This is a genomic window from Streptomyces sp. NBC_00727 (genome assembly GCF_045161745.1).
Taxonomy (GTDB): Bacteria; Actinomycetota; Actinomycetes; order Streptomycetales; family Streptomycetaceae; genus Streptomyces.
In genome coordinates this window covers 2,049,091-2,066,510 of the sequence record NZ_CP108981.1, presented here as the reverse complement: position 1 = coordinate 2,066,510, position 17,420 = coordinate 2,049,091, and the positions used below count along the sequence as shown (strand labels likewise).

Here is a 17,420-nt window from a genome sequence, read left to right as displayed (position 1 = left end):
ATTCGGGACGTTGAGGCCGGAAAACGATTGCGAACGAACCTCAGCCAGCCGCTACTTGACGAAATCCCCCGCTGCAGAACCAGTCGTTGTCGGCGAGCGCTTCATATAGGGCCGCCATCCAGGAGTTCTTGTACTGCCGTGCACGTGTGCGTGCGAGTCCTAGCAGGTGAGCACGAACGTCCGGCGCTCCGCCGGCCTGGAAGGCTTCCTCGATCGCCCCTTCGATACCTGGCAGGTCGTCGGCCGCCTGGTCCTCATACAAGTCGGCCAGCTTGAAGGTCTTGAAGTGCTGTCGGACGCGCTCCGCGTGTCCGGTATCCCAGGATGCGGGCGGATCGACGTAGAACTCGATCAGCCAGCTCGCCGGGCTGTCCAGAGGCTTTGCCTCAAAGGCTTGGCCGTCGGCGGAGCAGGCTATCAACCTGGCCCTCAGCCATCGATCGTCGTCTACGTAATCAAAGTAGGGATGGAGGGTCTGTTCCGCATAGCAGGTCGGCGCCTTGTCCTTCTTTGCGAAGTTGCAGTCCGAGCAGATGGGCAGCAAGTTGATCGGCACAGCTGCGAGGTAGGGGTAGATCGACTTGGGCATGTGGTGATCGACCTGGCGCACGGAGCCAACACCACACATGGGGCACTTGCCCTTGCGGTTTCGAGCCTCTTCGTACACAGGGCGGCCAGGTTTATCTGGCTTCATCCGCTGCTCGTACATAGCGATCAGCGCCTTCTTGTCATCTTCCTTCAACGGAAGAGGAGAGAAATCCGCTGGATTCAGCAGGTGGAGCGTGGAAGTTCGGCACGCTCGCTCATAGGCACCGGCAGCGACTACAACCCTCAGCTCATAGCTGCTGAGCAGCTTCCATATCGGATGGCTGATCTTCGCGCTGATGCACATGCGGAACGCCTCTCGCGTTCCGATTCGAGGAGGGTCGAGTCGGCGCATCAGTGCCTGCCCTCGCGGCGGCGGGTAGCGGAGCGGGCCAGAGCTCGTCCCTCGGCTCCCAGCTGGTCATCGAATTCTTCAATGATTTCCTCGAAAGACATACCCTCGTCGGCGAGCAACTGGATCAACCGGTTAAACCCTGTGCGGCGCACCTCCAACCCGAAGATCTCCCGGGTGATCACTCCGACGTTCTCGCCGAATGTCTCGATCTCGGGGTGATCCACACGCAGGTCATCGCCGGCTCTACGGAGGGCCCAGACGGCCTCACGAGGCGTCTCCTGAAGAACGACAGGGGAGTGCGTAGCGATAATCGCGAGGCCGTTTCGGTCTCTCAGCAGCTCGGACAAGGTCCGCACGAACGTCGACAGCAACGGCGGGTGGAGATGGGCCTCCGGTTCGTCGATCAGGACGAGGGTGCGTTCGGTGGTGTGCTGTACCAGCCGGGCCAGGGTCAGCAGGACGATCTTGTGTCCCGAACTCAGCCCAGCGAAGACCCGCTGAGGGTCAGGCCGGTCCTGGTCCTGGGCCAACTCCGTGATCTCCAGGTCGTGGAAGAGAGGATCCGTCTCTTCGAGCTTGGCCAGGACATCGCCCCAGCGGCGCGCCTTCGCGGGATGATCTTCAACGCAGCGCTCTACGCACTGAGCGAACTCCGAACCCAAAGCCGCGTAGTTCTTTACTTCCTCACCGTCGTCCGTCTTCAGGCCGACATACTGGTAGTCGACTCCGTCGCCAACCCGGTTGACCGCCCTGCTGACCTGGTGTGGAGTGTGCGAGTCGAAAGCGCTGAATGATACGTACACGACATTGGTGAAGGGGTGTAGACGGTGGTCGAGCCTGTCCTCCAACCAGCTGCGGCCCCGCCTGTTACGTGAGTTGAGTGTGGTGTGGGCGATCTTGTGCAGCAGGACCGTCTTGCCTACGCCGTTACTTCCGATGACTGCATGGATGTTGCTCGGAGGATTCTTCTCGGGGTCTACCTTCAGTTCGAGGGTGAGTGGCGGGGCGCTTTCGGACTGCGCCTCCTGCTGGTAGCGGATGTGGAACCGGGAAAGTGTGGGGCCACCATTGACGATTCTTTGGTACTGCATGCGGACCGTGTCGGCGTCGGTGCCGCGCAACAGCGAGTCACGCATGACGGGCTCGCTTAGTGCTTGCTCGAATAGCTCGGGGTAGTAGGCGACATCGCGCAGGCCAGAGAGGATGGCCAGGCGCGTTTCCTCATCGAACTCGTCACGGAGCGTGGCGTAGTAGCTCTCGTCGGCTCCCAGGGAGAAAAACTCTGGAGGAAGAGCTTTGAAGCGCTCGGGAAGACCTGTTCGGCCGTCCTCCATGCCGAAGAAGCCGATCTTCACTGCGCCGACGTTCACGCTGCGCCTGCCGTTGTGGCAACGCATGTGGAAGAGGGTCTTGAACCCGTAGTCGTCCCAGTTGTCGTCGCCCAGCCAGGCTATGCCTGGGCGCGTACGCGCTGTTTCCCGCGCGTTGGGCACCGTGGTGAAGCGCATCGCGTCACATTACCGAACGCGCAGGCCCTCCATCACTCGCATCGGACTTCCGAGGTCGATCGAGTGCCTTCATCGCGATGCTGGCGTCGTTTCAACTAGCAGAACTTGACAGAGAAGACGTCGGGCAGGGCGACGCCCTGGTGCTCGCCGCGGGGCGGGGCTCGGGTGTCGTCGTCGACGCGGGCCCCGATCCCCGGCTCGCCGACCGGTGCCTGCGCGAACTGGGCGTCAGCCGCATCCCGTTGCTGCTGCTCACCCACTTCCACGCCGACCACGTGCGGGGCCTGCCCGGGGTGCTGCGCGGCAGAACGGTGGGCGCGATCCAGACGACGAGCCTGGACGAACCGCCGGAGCAGGCCGCGTTCGTCCGGAGGACGGCGGCCCGGGCGCGGGTCCCCGTGCTGCGGGCCGCCCCCGGTGAACGGCGCCGGATCGGCACGCTCGACTGGCAGGTGCTGTGGCCGCCGGGCGCGGCTGGGGCGGCCGGTCCCGTCCCGCAGGACCCGAACGACGCCAGCGTCACCCTGTTCGTGCGCGCCGGCGGGCTGACCCTGCTGCTGCCGGGTGACCTGGAACCGCCCGCCCAGCAGGCGCTGTTGCGCAGCCACCCGGAACTGCCCCGGGTGGACGTGCTCAAGGTCGCCCACCATGGCTCCGCGCACCAGGACAGCGCCCTGCTCCGGGCCGTCCGGCCCAGGTTCGCGCTCGTGAGCGTGGGACGGGACAACCCGTACGGGCATCCGGCACCCCGGACGGTCGACGCGCTCACGGGGCAGGGGGCGGTGGTCCTGCGCACCGACAGGGACGGGGCGATCGCGGTGACGGGCAAGGGGAGCGGGCTGCGGGCGGTGGGGCGGTCATGAGGGCGTCCGCGACGGTCGGGCCCCGGTGGGCGGACCGGGCACCCGCGTCCCGGACCGCGGCGCCGCCGGAGACGGGGGACGGCTCGGCGTCCCGTGCGACCGCATGGCGCTGCGCGTCGAGACGGACGACGGTACCGGGCCGTGGCTCGCCGACATCGGCTTCGGCGACCATGCCAGGCGCCCACTCGCGCTCGACGACCGCGCCGGCCAGGAGGACCCGGGCGGCACCTTCCGGATCGCGCCGGCCCCGGCGGGGGAGGGCTTCGGGGACCTCGACGTGCTGTGCGACGGCAGGCCCCGGCTCCGTCTGGAGACACGGCCCCGGGTGCTGGCCGGCTTCCGGGCCGGCGCCTGGTACCACCGGACCTCGTCCGACTCCCACTTCACCCGGGCCCCGGTCTGCTCGCGCTGCACGGAGGACGGCCGGATCACACTCACCGGCCGCAAGCTCCTCACGACGGTGGGCACCGAGCGGCACGAGACGCCGCTCGGGAGCGACGAGGAGGTGCTCGCCTCCTATCGCGAGCACTTCGGGGTGCGCCTGGACCGGCTCCCCGCGAAATCGGACCTTCGGTAACACCTACGCCCAAGCCCAGGCGAGATGCTCTGTTTGCCTCGAACACCCCAAGGGTGATCGAATGCATGCTCGTCGGCGGGCCGCTGCTCCGACAACGACGTCTGCCATCCGGCCCGAGGTGAAAACGCGCCCGGGAGTGTGTGGAGATGTTCGGCCGTTGGTTCGGAAACAAAGGTGCGACGGGTGCCGCTCGTGGCAATGCCCTCGCCGGACTGGTCGTGCCGGACTCGGCCGGTGTCCTCAGCTGCCGGGTGCTCGACCCGGTCAACGAGCCGGTGCCGCTTGCGGAGTTCGTGCTGACGGACCGCGCGGGGCGCAAGGTGGTCGGGGGCGAGACCGACCCGTACGGCAGTGTCCTCGCCACGGTTCCGGCGGGGGAGTACCGGCTGGCCGTCACGGCGGAGGGGTTCACGCCCTTCCACGGCTCGGCCACGGTCACCGAGGGCGGCCATGCGAGCCTGGGCGATGTGACCCTCCAGGTCTCCGCGCCGCCGCAGCTGCCCGAGCCGGGGGACTGGGAGATCGAGCCCACGCACTCCCAGATCGGCTTCACCGCCCGGCACATCGGGATGGCCCGCATCCACGGCCGGTTCAACACCTTCGCGGGGGCGGTCCGGATCGCCGACCGCATGGAGGACTCGGCGATGCACGTGGTCATCGACGCCGCGTCGATCGACACGAACGTCCAGATGCGCGACGACCACCTGCGGTCCAGCGACTTCCTGGACGTCGGCCGCTACCCGACGCTGGAGTTCTACAGCGAACGCTTCGTGCACCGGGGCGGGACCCGCTGGGGTGTGAGCGGTGCGCTCACGCTGCACGGGGTGAGCCGCACGGTGACCCTCGACACCCAGTACCTCGGGCTCGGCAACGGGATGGAGGGCGAGCCCCGGGCCGCCTGCCGCGCCATCACGCAGCTGCACCGCGAGGACTTCACGCTCACCTGGCAGACGATGCTGGCCCGCGGCATCGCGGTCGTCGGTCCGAGCATCTCCATCGAGATGGACGTGCAGATCGTCCCGAAGGGCTGAGCCCTCGCCCCGCGGCGCCGGCCTTACGGGGCCTCCAGCCACCCCTCGTACTCCGCGGCGAAGGCGTCGAGCGCCGTGGCGTCGAGACGGTGGTCCGGGTCCTCCACGACCACGAGCCACTGGGCGTCCTCGGCGTCGTCCTCGCCGGCCAGCGCGTCGCGCACGAGCTGCGGTTCGTCGGCGACGCCGAAGCGGTCGGCGAGCTCCGCCGCCGCCTCCTCGGCGGCATCGCGGTCGGGCAGCACCAGCACGTGTCTCTCATCGCTCACCCGCCCATTCTCGGATACGGGGGAGGGTGGGGCGGACCCGGCCGCGGCCGGGCTGTCGGTGGCCCGTGGGATGCTGGACGGCGATGGCCACCAGAAGGAATTCCGCCGACGACCCGCTCGCCCCGCTCACGCTCGCCGTGGGGCAGGAGGACCTGCTCCTCGACCGCGCCGTACAGCAGGTGGTGGCGGCCGCGCGCGCCGCCGACGCCGATACGGACGTCCGGGATCTCACCCACGACCAGCTCCAGCCGGGCACGCTGGCCGAGCTGACCAGCCCCTCGCTGTTCGCCGAGCGTAAGGTCGTGGTCGTGCGCAACGCGCAGGATCTCAGCGCGGACACGATCAAGGACGTCAAGAAGTATCTGGACGACCCGGTCGAGGAGATCACGCTCGTCCTGCTGCACGCGGGCGGCGCCAAGGGCAAGGGCCTGCTCGACGCGGCACGCAAGGCGGGGGCCCGCGAGATCGCGTGTCCGAAGACGACGAAGCCGGCCGAGCGGCTGTCCTTCGTCCGCGGTGAGTTCCGCGCGCTGGGGCGCTCCGCGACGCCCGAGGCGTGCCAGGCGCTGGTCGATTCCATCGGCAGCGACCTGCGGGAGCTGGCCAGTGCGGTGTCGCAGCTCGTCGCGGACATCGAGGGCACGATCGACGAGGCGGTCGTCGGGCGCTACTACACGGGGCGGGCGGAGGCGTCGAGCTTCACGGTCGCCGACCGGGCGGTCGAGGGGCGGGCGGCGGAGGCGCTGGAGGCCCTGCGCTGGTCGCTGTCCACGGGGGTGGCGCCCGTCCTGATCACCAGCGCGCTCGCGCAGGGCGTCCGGGCGATCGGCAAGCTGTCCTCGGCCCGCGGGGGGCGGCCGGCGGATCTCGCGCGTGAACTGGGGATGCCGCCGTGGAAGATCGACCGGGTGCGGCAGCAGATGCGGGGGTGGACGCCGGACGGCGTCGCGGTGGCGCTGCGGGCGGTCGCGGAGGCGGACGCGGGAGTGAAGGGGGGCGGGGACGACCCCGAGTACGCCTTGGAGAAGGCGGTGGTTGCCGTGGCGGGGGCGGCGAGGAGCGGGCGTGGCCCGCGGTAGGTGGCGGCCGCGGTTGTCCTCAATCGCCGGACGGGCTTGAACTCGCCGTTCGGGCGTCCTCAATCGCCGGACGGGCCGTGGGCGTGCTGGTCCGTGCGTCCTCGGTCGCCGGACGGGCCGGGGGTCGCTCGCCGGGCCGCACGCGTACGCCGAAGGCCCCGCTCCCTGGGGAAAGGGAGGCGGGGCCTCGGTTCAGACTGGGTGCGTCGCACCCGCGTGGCGAACGCAGGTTCGGTGTGCGACGCGGGGGCCGGTCAGGAGCGGGGTAGAGGGCCCGCTTGGTCCGTCCCGGCGGTGGCGCAGACCGCTCAGGCCTGGAGGGTGGCAGCCTTGGAGGCCAGCGCCGACTTCTTGTTGGCGGCGGCGTTCTTGTGGATGACACCCTTCGAGACGGCCTTGTCGAGGGCACGCGAAGCGTCGCGAACGGCCACGGTGGCCTTCTCGACGTCGCCCGCGACAACGGCCTCACGGGCCTTGCGGATGGCGGTCTTGAGCGACGACTTGACGGCCTTGTTGCGCAGGCGCGCCTTCTCGTTCGTCTTGTTCCGCTTGATCTGGGACTTGATGTTCGCCACGAAAGAGCCTTTTCAGGTTCGTTGGATCTTCGATGTGTGTCCGCGCGGCCCGAGAGCCACGAGGCACAGCTGTCCACGGTAGCAGGAGCCGTCGGAGCGGCCCAAACCGGTCGCCGCCCCGTAGGCGTGGGACGATGGAAGCTACGTACAGATCCGCCCCGACCCGACATCGACCCGAGACACGGCGTCCGGCGTCTCAAGAATCAGGACCCTGCGTGCCCGCGACTCCTCTCCACGTGCCCGAGCCGAGCCGTACCGACCCGGCGCTGATCCGCAACTTCTGCATCATCGCGCACATCGACCATGGCAAGTCGACCCTTGCCGACCGGATGCTCCAGCTCACCGGCGTGGTCGACCAGCGGCAGATGCGCGCTCAGTACCTCGACCGTATGGACATCGAGCGCGAGCGCGGCATCACCATCAAGTCCCAGGCGGTCCGGCTGCCCTGGGCGCCGACCACAGGTGACGGCCAGGGCAGCACCCACATCCTCAACATGATCGACACGCCGGGACACGTCGACTTCACCTACGAGGTCTCCCGGTCGCTCGCCGCCTGCGAGGGCACGATCCTGCTGGTCGACGCCGCGCAGGGCATCGAGGCCCAGACCCTGGCCAACCTCTACCTGGCGATGGAGAACGACCTCACCATCGTCCCGGTGCTCAACAAGATCGACCTGCCGGCCGCGCAGCCGGAGAAGTTCTCCGAGGAGCTGGCCCACCTCATCGGCTGCCAGCCGGAGGATGTGCTGAAGGTCTCCGCGAAGACCGGCATGGGCGTGGACGCGCTGCTCGACCGCGTCGTCCGGGACGTCCCGGCACCCGTCGGAAACGCCGACGCGCCCGCCCGCGCGATGATCTTCGACTCGGTCTACGACTCGTACCGCGGTGTCGTCACGTACGTCCGTGTCGTCGACGGTTCGCTCAACAAGCGCGAGCGCATCCGGATGATGTCGACCGGCGCCACCCACGAGCTGCTGGAGATCGGCGTCTCCTCCCCGGAGATGACCCCGTCCGACGGCATCGGCGTCGGCGAGGTCGGCTACATCATCACCGGGGTGAAGGACGTCCGGCAGTCCAAGGTCGGTGACACGATCACCTCGCTGAACAACGGGGCGACCGAGGCGCTGGGCGGCTACAAGGACCCCAAGCCGATGGTGTTCTCCGGGCTCTACCCGCTGGACGGCTCGGACTACCCGGACCTGCGCGAGGCCCTGGACAAGCTCCAGCTCAACGACGCCGCCCTGGTGTACGAGCCGGAGACCTCCGCGGCGCTCGGTTTCGGTTTCCGCGTCGGCTTCCTCGGCCTGCTCCACCTGGACGTGGTCCGCGAGCGGCTGGAGCGCGAGTTCGGCCTCGACCTCATCGCCACCGCGCCCAACGTGGTCTACCGGGTCGAGATGGAGGACGGCAGCGAGCACGTCGTCACCAACCCGAGTGAATTCCCCGAGGGCAAGATCGACAAGGTGCACGAGCCGGTCGTCCGGGCCACGGTCCTGGCGCCCAGCGAGTTCATCGGCGCGATCATGGAGCTGTGCCAGCAGCGCCGCGGCACCCTCCTCGGCATGGACTACCTCTCCGAGGACCGCGTCGAGATCCGCTACACGCTGCCGCTCGCCGAGATCGTCTTCGACTTCTTCGACCAGCTGAAGTCCAAGACCCGGGGTTACGCGTCCCTCGACTACGAGCCCACCGGCGAGCAGTCGGCCCAGCTCGTCAAGGTCGACATCCTGCTGCACGGCGACAAGGTCGACGCCTTCTCCGCGGTCACGCACAAGGACAAGGCGTACGCGTACGGTGTGCGCCTCGTCGCCAAGCTGCAGAAGCTCATCCCCCGGCAGAACTTCGAGGTGCCCATCCAGGCGGCCATCGGCTCCCGGGTCATCGCCCGTGAGACCGTCCGCGCCATCCGCAAGGACGTCCTCGCCAAGTGCTACGGCGGCGACATCTCCCGTAAGCGGAAGCTGCTGGAGAAGCAGAAGGAGGGCAAGAAGCGGATGAAGATGGTCGGCAACGTGGAGGTGCCGCAGGACGCGTTCATCTCCGTGCTGTCGACCGACGAGTCCGCCGGGGAGAGCAAGACGAAGAAGTAGTCCCGGCAGCGCAGGACCGGCGGCCCCCGTATCGCAGCACGCTGCGGTGCGGGGGTCCGTTCGTTATCAAGCGGGGTCCGATTGCCTCTTACGCGGGGCGCGCGTGCCCTTTACCCTGATCACGACTTCTTAGTTACTCGCCAGTTAAGCAAGCGGGATCGCAGCACACAGGATCACATCAAGCAGCAGCCGGTCGTGAAGTAACGCCGCAGGCCCGGAGGATGTCGTGAGCGACACACAGACCATGATCGATAACCGTCCGCCCTCCGTGGCGACCCTCTTCATCGACCGGGTGGCGGCCACCCCGGACGGGGAGGCCTACCGCTACCCGGTCCCCGCGGCCGGGGGCGAGGGTCCCGACGAGTGGAAGTCGCTCAGCTGGGCGCAGGCCGCCGAGCGGGTGTACGCCGTGGCCGCCGGGCTGATCGCGCTCGGCGTGCGGCCGGAGGAGCGCGTCGCGCTCGCCTCGTCCACCCGGGTCGAGTGGATCCTCGTCGACCTCGGGGTCATGTGCGCGGGCGCCGCGACCACCACGGTCTACCCCTCCACCAACGTCGAGGAGTCGGCGTTCATCCTCTCCGACTCCGAGAGCCGGGTCCTGATCGCCGAGGACGCCGTCCAGCTGGCCAAGGCCCGCGAGCGCCGCGCCGAGCTGCCGGACCTGGCCCACGTCGTGGTCATCGACCCCGAGGGCGCGGGACCGGCCGAGGGCGATCCCGAGGGCTGGGTGCTCACCCTGGCCGAGCTGGAGGCCCTGGGCGCCGAGCACCTGGCGAAGAACCCGGAGGCGATCCGCGAGCGCGTCGACGCCATCACCTCCGAGCAGCTGGCGACCCTCATCTACACCTCGGGCACCACCGGCCGCCCCAAGGGCGTACGGCTGCCGCACGACAACTGGTCGTACATGGCCAAGGCCACCGTCTCCACCGGCCTGATCACCAAGGACGACGTCCAGTACCTCTGGCTGCCGCTCGCCCACGTCTTCGGCAAGGTCCTCACCTCCGGGCAGATCGAGGTCGGCCACGTCACCGCCGTCGACGGCCGCGTCGACAAGATCATCGAGAACCTGCCGGTCGTCCAGCCGACCTACATGGCCGCCGTCCCGCGCATCTTCGAGAAGGTCTACAACGGCGTCGCGGCCAAGGCGCGCGCGGGCGGCGGGGCCAAGTACAAGATCTTCCAGTGGGCGGCCGGCGTCGCCCGCGAGTACGCCCGGGTCTCGCAGGACAACTTCCGGCGCACCGGCAAGGCGTCCGTGCCCTTCGCGCTCGGCGCCAAGCACAAGGTCGCCGACGCCCTGGTCTTCGCCAAGATCCGCGAGGCGTTCGGCGGCCGGCTCCGCGCCTGCGTCTCCGGCTCCGCCGCGCTCGCGCCCGACATCGGGCTCTTCTTCTCCGGCGCCGGCATCCACATCCTGGAGGGCTACGGGCTCACCGAGTCCAGCGCCGCCTCCTTCGTCAACCCCGGCGAGAGCTACCGCACCGGCACGGTCGGCAAGCCGCTCCCCGGCACCGAGGTCCGCATCGCCGACGACGGCGAGATCCTGCTGCGCGGCCCCGGCATCATGCAGGGCTACCAGGGCCTGCCGGACAAGACCGCAGAGGTGCTGGAGGCCGACGGCTGGTTCCACACCGGCGACATCGGCGAGCTCTCCGTGGACGGCTACCTGCGGATCACCGACCGCAAGAAGGACCTGATCAAGACCTCCGGCGGCAAGTACATCGCGCCCGCCGAGGTCGAGGGGCAGTTCAAGGCGGTGTGCCCGTTCGTCTCCAACATCCTGGTGCACGGCGCGGACCGTAACTTCTGCACCGCACTGATCGCGCTCGACGAGCCCACCATCCTCGGCTGGGCCGCCGAGAACGGCATGGAGGGCAAGTCGTACGCGGACGTCGTGGCCTCCCCGAAGACCGTCGAGCTGATCGACGGCTACGTGAAGCGGCTCAACGAGGGCCTCCAGCGGTGGCAGACCATCAAGAAGTTCCGGCTGCTCCCGCGCGACCTCGACATCGAGCACGGCGAGGTCACGCCCAGCCTCAAGCTGAAGCGGCCCGTCGTCGAGCGCACCTACAAGGACCTGATCGAGGACATGTACGCGGGCTCCCGCGAGGCCTGACCAGCGCCCGCAGCACCCTCGTACGCCCCCCGAAAGCCCCCCGCGCGCTCCGGCGCGGGGGGCCGGCGCGTTTTTCGCGCAACGTCTTCACCACCCACTTCGGTAACTCGGCGCGTATGGGGAGGGCCGATCTGTCACTCTGTCCGTGTCGTCAGCGGCGCACAGCGGAGAAGCAGGCAGAGCGAGAACAGGTCAGGAGCCGCCCTGTGGGGTCCATTCCCTTGCAGCGGGACATCGTGCAGCGTCCCGGAACCACCGCCGCGACGGGCACGCAGCCGGTCGCCCGGACCAGCCTGCCCGGCAACCTCCTCGCGCCCGCCGCGGCCCGGCGGTTCGTCACCGTCGCGCTCGAGGAGTGGACCGGGCTCGGGCTGCCCGCGGCGGTGGGGTTCAGCGAGCGGCTGTCCGAGGACGCGGCGGTCATCGTCAGCGAACTGGTGACCAACGCCGTGGTCCACGCGGGCACCACCGTCGAACTGCTCTTCCGGCTGGAAGAGGCCACCGAGGACGAGGAGTCCGCGCTGGTCCTGGAGGTCTCCGACCACCACCCGGCCCGCACGGTGCGCGGCGACCACGGGCACAGCGCCGAGGGCGCGGGCGAGCCCGCCGACTACGGGCGCGGCCTGGAGATCGTCGCCGCCCTCGCCGAACGGTGGGGCATCACCTACCGCACGGGCACGAAGACCGTCTGGGCCCGGCTCCCCGTCGACGACTGGAACCCCTTCCCCGAGGCGCGCGGCGAGTCCGGCCTCGACCGCGGACTGCGCACCGCCGAACTGCTCGCCCCGACCGCCCGGCGCACCGCGCGCGACGACGGGGACTGGGCCGGGCGCGGCGCGCTGTCCTTCCTCGCCGAGGCGTCCGACCTGCTGGCCGGGCAGCTCGACGAGGACATCGTGGCGGCCCTGGCCGCACAGTTACTCGTCCCCCGGCTCGCCGACTGGTGCGCGATCTGGCTGGAGCCCGAGAGCGGCGGGCCCGCGGCCGTCCCCCGCCTCGCCAAGGTCTGGCACGTGGACGAGGAGCGCATTCCGGCGCTGCGCGCCCTGCTGGAGGGCGACCCGCTCCGGCTCCCCGAGCGCGTCGGCACCGGTGCCGTCTCCATGCCGTGGCCCGGCGGCAACGAGGACGGCGAACCGCCGGACGGGGAGGAGGGCGTCGCCTTCGCCTACCGGATCACCTCGGGCGGCCGCACTCTCGGAGCCGTACTCCTGGGCCGCGAGTCGACCGTCCGCGTCCCCGACGAGCTGACGGCTCTGATCGAGGACTTCGTGCGCCGGGTCGGCCTCGCCGTGGGCGCCGCCCGCGCCTACACCCGCCAGGCCACCATCAGCCGCATCCTGCAGCGCGGGCTGCTGCCCAGCAAGGTCGCCGAGATACCGGGCGTCGCCAGCTCCCTGGTCTACGAACCGAGCGACGACGGCGTCGTCGGCGGCGACTTCTACGACATCTTCCCGTGCCCCGGCGACCGCTGGTGCTTCGTGCTCGGCGACGTCCAGGGCAGCGGCCCCGAGGCCGCCGTCGTCACCGGCCTCGCCCGCCCCTGGCTGCGGCTGCTGGCCCGCGAGGGCTTCCAGGCCGGCGAGGTGCTGGTCCGGCTCAACCGGCTGCTCCTGGACGACGCGATGGAGGCCGCCGAGGCCGCCGCGCTCATGGTCGCCGCCGCCGGAGGCCAGCACTCCGAGGACAACGGCGGGCAGTCCCGCTTCCTCTCCCTGCTGTACGGGGAGCTGGTGCCGCTGCCCGGCGGCGGTGCCCGCTGCACCCTGGCCAGCGCGGGCCATCCGCTGCCGCTGCTGCTGCGCCCGGACGGCACCGTGCGGCCCGCCGCCGAGCCGCAGCTGCTGCTCGGCCTCATGGACGACGCCGTCTACGAGACCCAGAGCTTCGACCTGGCGCCCGGCGACAGCCTGCTCTGCGTCACCGACGGGGTCACGGAGCGGCGCTCGGGCGGGCAGATGTTCGACGACGGCGACGGGCTCGCGCAGGCGCTGTCCGGCTGCGCGGGGCTGAGCGCGGAGGAGATCGCGGAGCGCATCAAGCACGCCGTGCACGACTTCGCCGAGCGCCCGCCGGACGACGACCTGGCGCTGCTGGTGCTCCAGGCCGAATAGGAGCGGGCGGGGAGGGGAAGAGGCGTGGCGTCCGGTTGCCGGGCGGCGCGCGACAATGGACGGTATGCCTTCCGTACTGCCCGATGGTGAACCCGTGCCCGACGACGGGGCGCTGCCCCGCCACGCCCTGGAAGGCGCAGCAGGCCGCCCGTTCGGCTTCTACCTGCACGTGCCGTACTGCGCGACCCGCTGCGGCTACTGCGACTTCAACACCTACACCGCCACCGAGCTGCGCGGCTCCGGCGGTGCGCTGGCCTCACGCGACAACTACGCCGCCCATCTGACCGGCGAGGTCCGCCAGGCCCGCAAGGTACTCGGCGACGACCCGCGCCCGGTCCGCACGGTCTTCGTCGGCGGCGGTACTCCGACCCTGCTGGCCGCCGCCGACCTGGTACGGATGCTGGCGGCGGTCCGCGAGGAGTTCGGGCTCGCGGAGGACGCCGAGATCACCACCGAGGCCAACCCGGAGTCCGTGGGCCCGGACTACCTGGCCGAGCTGCGCGAGGGCGGCTTCAACCGGATCTCCTTCGGCATGCAGAGCGCCCGGCAGCACGTCCTGAAGATCCTCGACCGCACCCACACCCCGGGCAGGCCCGAGGCGTGCGTCGCCGAGGCCAGGGCGGCCGGCTTCGAGCACATCAACCTCGACCTGATCTACGGCACCCCCGGCGAGTCCGACGACGACTGGCGCGCGTCCCTGGACGCGGCGATCGGCGCCGGACCCGACCACGTCTCCGCGTACGCGCTGATCGTCGAGGAGGGCACCGGCCTGGCCCGCCGGATCAAGCGCGGCGAGATCCCGATGACCGACGACGACGCGCACGCCGACCGGTACCTCATCGCGGACGAGGCGATGGCCGCCGCCGGCTACTCCTGGTACGAGGTGTCGAACTGGGCCCGCACGCCCGAGGGCCGCTGCCTGCACAACGAGCTGTACTGGCGAGGCGCCGACTGGTGGGGCGCCGGACCCGGGGCGCACAGCCACGTCGGCGGTGTGCGCTGGTGGAACGTGAAGCACCCGGGGGCGTACGCGCAGGCGCTCGCGGAAGGGCGCTCACCGGGCGCCGGACGCGAGATCCTCTCCGCCGAGGACCGCCGCGTCGAGCGCATCCTGCTGGAGCTGCGGCTCGTCGACGGCTGCCCGCTCTCCCTGCTGGCCCCCGCCGGGCTCGCGTCCGCCCGCCGGGCGGTGGACGACGGCCTCCTGGAACCGGCGCCGTTCGAGGACGGGCGGGCCGTGCTGACCCTGCGCGGACGCCTGCTGGCCGACGCCGTGGTGCGCGACCTGGTGGACTGAGCGGGGCGCCGGTGCGGGCCCGCGCTCACTTCAGCGGGCACCCCGAAGGCTCCAGAGCCCGCGCCCCCGCCGCCCGGCCGCAGATGATCCGGGCACGGCTCCGTCCTTCCGGGTAGGTGATCTGCACGACGTCCAGACCGTGGCCCGCCTGTGCCTCGTACGGGATGAAGCCGCGGAAGGTGATCGTCCCCGTGGGCATGGTCCGCAGTTTCACCGCGTACAGGTTCGCCCAGGTCTCGGCGGCGCTGTTCACCGCGTCGCCGTGGCTCGCCGCGTCGTACAGGGCGGCCGTGGCGCTGTACGACATCACCGACTGGCCGCTCGCGAAGAGCGGGTCCTCGTACGGTTTCGACGCCTGCAGCCGGGGAAGCGTCCTGCTCTCGGGGAGCAGCTCCTCAAGGGCCCGGTGCGACTCCCCGTAGAAGCCGTCGGCGCGGCCGCGGCCCATCGGCGCGAGGGCGGTGTGGTAGAGCGTGACGTTCTTCGTGGTGTCCGTGCTCGCGTCGAGCCGGGCCTTCGTCAGGTCGTCGCCCGTGAAGACGGTGATGGGGCGGCGGGAGCAGCTGTGGGCGAGCCGGCTCATCAGGTTGGCGACATCCTCGACCCGGCCCGCGAAGTACAGCGCCTGCGGCGCCGGGTCCGCCGCGCAGATCTGCTGCACCGGCCGGTCCAGGTCGGCGCTGCTGCGGCGGCCGAGGCTGTACTCGACCGGCTCCGAGAGCGCGAAGCCCGACTTGGCGAGCATCGCGCTGCCCACCTTGCGCTGCTCCACCGTGTAACGGTCCTTGTCGTTGTTGCCGAGCTTGCGCGACAGGACCAGGGCCCGCGGCCTGCCCTTGCCGCCCGCCTTCCCCGCCACCTGCTTCGCGATCAGGCCGAGGGCGTCCGCCTGCTCCTGGTCGGTGGCCGCCAGACCGAAGTAGTTGGAGTAGTCCGTCGCCAGGTAGCCGCCGGAGTTGGTGGTGTCGACCACGGGCAGGCCCGCACGCTGGAGGAGCGCGGTGGCCTCCGGGCTGTCGGTGGTGTCGCGGCCGAGCCCGACCACGCCGACGACCGAGGGGTCCTTTCCGGCCACCTCGATGATCTTCTTCACCGCCGGTATCTGCTGGAGCATGTCCTGACCGCCGTTGGCCGTCAGGACCCGCAGCTTCACGGAGAAGTCCAGCGTGTTGGTGTGGTGCTGGTACAGGTAGACGCCGGTCAGCTCCTCCAGGGCCTTGCGGGTGCGCTCCGGGGACGGGGCGGTGAACGGGCCCGCGTAGATCAGGGTGACGTACTTGTCGCCCGGCTCGATCGAGGCGTTCTCCTCGGCCACCGCCCGCTCGATCCGGTCGAAGGTGATGCCCGCCCCGGCCCCGTCCAGCTCCAGGTCGTTGCCCTCGGCGAAACGCACCCGGGTGGTCGTCGCCACGCCGACGCACTCCTTGTCGCCGCCCGGACCGGGCAGCCGCACCGAGTCCGTGTTGACGTCCGTGAGCGGCCCGTGGCAGTAACGGTTCGCCAGATGGTTGCTCAGCAGCAGCGTCCCCAGCAGCGCACCGGCCACCAGGCAGGCGACCGTCGTCCGCGACACCACCCACCACACCCACGTCCTGCGCACCCGCTCCGTGGACAGCTGGGCGTCCGCGTGCTCATGGGTCAGCTGAGCCGTCGACAGCGGCAGCTGCAGCACCCAGGCGGGCGTGGCGGTGGCGGTGGGCGACTGGCCGACGCTGAGGTGACCGACCCAGTCCTCGTACCGGGCACGGGCCGCACCGGTGTGCACGGGCGGCGGGTCGGGCGGCAGCGGCGGGGTGTGCCGCAGGATCTCGGCGGCCGGCAGCGAGGCCAGGAGCAGCAGCGGATCGACCTCGCTGCGCCGGGAGCGCACGTTGTTGAGGGCGTTGATCAGCTGGATGCCGCCGTTGCCCTGGTTGGCCGTCGGCAGGAAGACCACCGGCGGCACCGTGCGCTTGCCGCGTCGCCAGTCCGCCGCGTGCGGCCGGTAGTTGTGGCGCAGGTCCTCCAGCAGCGCCTGCACCCGCAGCTCCAGGTGGAACTGGCGGGACCGCTCGTCGCCCGCCGCCGCGTCGGCCACCCGCCCCGCGACCACCGCCGCCCGCGCCCGGATCACCCGCCACGAACCGCTCGGCGAGAACCGCGACCAGCCGTCGGACGGGTAGCCCGTACTGGCGGCGGCCAGCGACGAGGTGGTGGCGAACCACTTGCTGGCCCGGCGCAGCCACAGCAGCGGCGGCGCGGATGTCGTGAGCAGCCGGACGACCGAGAGCCCGAGGACCGCCCCCACGGCCACCAGCGTGGTCGGCAGCCAGCCGATCTCGCCGAGCAGCACACCCAGGACCGCGATGACCACGGCCCCCACGAACGTCTCCGGCCGCGCCGACTCGCGCAACGCGCTCCACCAGGTGCCCCGGCCGCGCCGCCCGGCCCGCCAGCGCAGCGCGCTCAGCTCCTCCAGGATCCGCTCGTCGCGCCGGCCCCGGGAGCCGCCCGGGTCCGGATCGCGCAGCACGGCCTCGGAGGCCTGCTCGATGGCCCCGAGCAGCCGGGAGCGAGGGAAGGCGAACGGCTTGTACTGCGATCCGCCCCGGGTCTCCCACGGTCTCTCGGTCAGCGTGCGGACCATGTCCAGGGCCGCGTCGTACGGCGTCGGGCCGCGCCCTTCGAGCAGCTTCAGCGGGACGCGGCGCGGCTGGTTGGCCCGGTGGATCTGCCGCACGATCTGTTCGACCCGGGCGTCCACGGCGGCCGGCACGTCGGCGTCGGCGGCCTGGAGGACCACCAGCGGCATCACGGGCCGGTTGTCGCGGTAGCGGTCGATGAGCTGCTGGACGAAGTGGAAGACGGCGGAGGCCGCCTCGTTCTCCGCACTGTCCCGCCAGACCTCGCGCGCCATCGCCCCCGTGCCTTCCCTCGCGAAAAGAGCCTGGCCCCACTCAATAACCGATGATGCGTGCGAGG

At 70.6% G+C, this 17,420-nt stretch carries 11 protein-coding genes and 2 pseudogenes; 8 read left to right on the top strand and 5 right to left on the bottom strand.

The annotated features are described in order from the left end of the window. Positions 1-40: 40 nt before the first annotated feature. Together OG242_RS09245 and OG242_RS09240 are read right to left on the bottom strand one after the other, a co-directional pair. Positions 41-892, bottom strand: a complete 852-nt coding sequence (locus OG242_RS09245; RefSeq protein ID WP_405897684.1) for a hypothetical protein — start codon at positions 890-892, stop codon at positions 41-43. A gap of 47 nt (positions 893-939) precedes the next feature. Then, entirely contained in the window at positions 940-2,448 is a 1,509-nt protein-coding gene (locus OG242_RS09240) for an AAA family ATPase (RefSeq protein ID WP_405897683.1), read from the bottom strand. A 116-nt stretch (positions 2,449-2,564) separates the two neighbouring features. Between OG242_RS09240 and OG242_RS09235 the strand changes: the two are divergent. The 3 genes and pseudogenes from OG242_RS09235 to OG242_RS09225 all read left to right on the top strand — a co-directional run. After that, positions 2,565-3,311: pseudogene (locus tag OG242_RS09235) on the top strand (ComEC/Rec2 family competence protein); the annotation flags it as partial. A gap of 67 nt (positions 3,312-3,378) precedes the next feature. Beyond that, a pseudogene (locus tag OG242_RS09230) lies at positions 3,379-3,888 on the top strand (arylamine N-acetyltransferase); the annotation flags it as partial. A 146-nt stretch (positions 3,889-4,034) separates the two neighbouring features. Continuing rightward, complete coding sequence (locus OG242_RS09225) at positions 4,035-4,919, top strand: YceI family protein (protein WP_405897682.1); 885 nt, start codon at positions 4,035-4,037, stop codon at positions 4,917-4,919. A 23-nt stretch (positions 4,920-4,942) separates the two neighbouring features. On the opposite strand, the gene OG242_RS09220 is transcribed toward OG242_RS09225, so the two are convergent. Continuing rightward, complete coding sequence (locus tag OG242_RS09220) at positions 4,943-5,188, bottom strand: hypothetical protein (protein ID WP_405897681.1); 246 nt, start codon at positions 5,186-5,188, stop codon at positions 4,943-4,945. Between the two features lie 83 nt (positions 5,189-5,271). Here OG242_RS09220 and holA point away from each other — a divergent pair, with 83 nt between their 5' ends. Next, complete coding sequence (gene holA, locus OG242_RS09215) at positions 5,272-6,267, top strand: DNA polymerase III subunit delta (protein WP_405897680.1); 996 nt, start codon at positions 5,272-5,274, stop codon at positions 6,265-6,267. A 308-nt stretch (positions 6,268-6,575) separates the two neighbouring features. On the opposite strand, the gene rpsT is transcribed toward holA, so the two are convergent. Further along, positions 6,576-6,842, bottom strand: a complete 267-nt coding sequence (gene rpsT, locus OG242_RS09210; protein ID WP_405897679.1) for a 30S ribosomal protein S20 — start codon at positions 6,840-6,842, stop codon at positions 6,576-6,578. 215 nt (positions 6,843-7,057) lie between these two features. Here rpsT and lepA point away from each other — a divergent pair, with 215 nt between their 5' ends. From lepA to hemW, 4 genes are all read left to right on the top strand, one after another. Then, positions 7,058-8,932: a translation elongation factor 4 gene (gene lepA / locus OG242_RS09205; protein WP_405897678.1), complete on the top strand. Its 1,875-nt coding sequence runs from the start codon at positions 7,058-7,060 to the stop codon at positions 8,930-8,932. A gap of 226 nt (positions 8,933-9,158) precedes the next feature. After that, positions 9,159-11,048 carry an AMP-dependent synthetase/ligase gene (locus OG242_RS09200; RefSeq protein ID WP_405897677.1) on the top strand — a complete coding sequence of 630 codons (1,890 nt, stop codon included), beginning with the start codon at positions 9,159-9,161 and terminating at the stop codon, positions 11,046-11,048. Positions 11,049-11,269: 221 nt separating this feature from the next. Further along, positions 11,270-13,162, top strand: coding sequence for a SpoIIE family protein phosphatase (locus OG242_RS09195; protein WP_405901561.1), 1,893 nt, complete (start codon positions 11,270-11,272; stop codon positions 13,160-13,162). Between the two features lie 55 nt (positions 13,163-13,217). Then, positions 13,218-14,459, top strand: a complete 1,242-nt coding sequence (hemW, locus tag OG242_RS09190; RefSeq protein ID WP_405897676.1) for a radical SAM family heme chaperone HemW — start codon at positions 13,218-13,220, stop codon at positions 14,457-14,459. Between the two features lie 25 nt (positions 14,460-14,484). On the opposite strand, the gene OG242_RS09185 is transcribed toward hemW, so the two are convergent. Beyond that, positions 14,485-17,355 (bottom strand): ABC transporter substrate-binding protein, encoded by a 2,871-nt coding sequence (locus tag OG242_RS09185; protein WP_405897675.1) that lies wholly within the window; start codon positions 17,353-17,355, stop codon positions 14,485-14,487. Positions 17,356-17,420 lie beyond the last annotated feature (65 nt).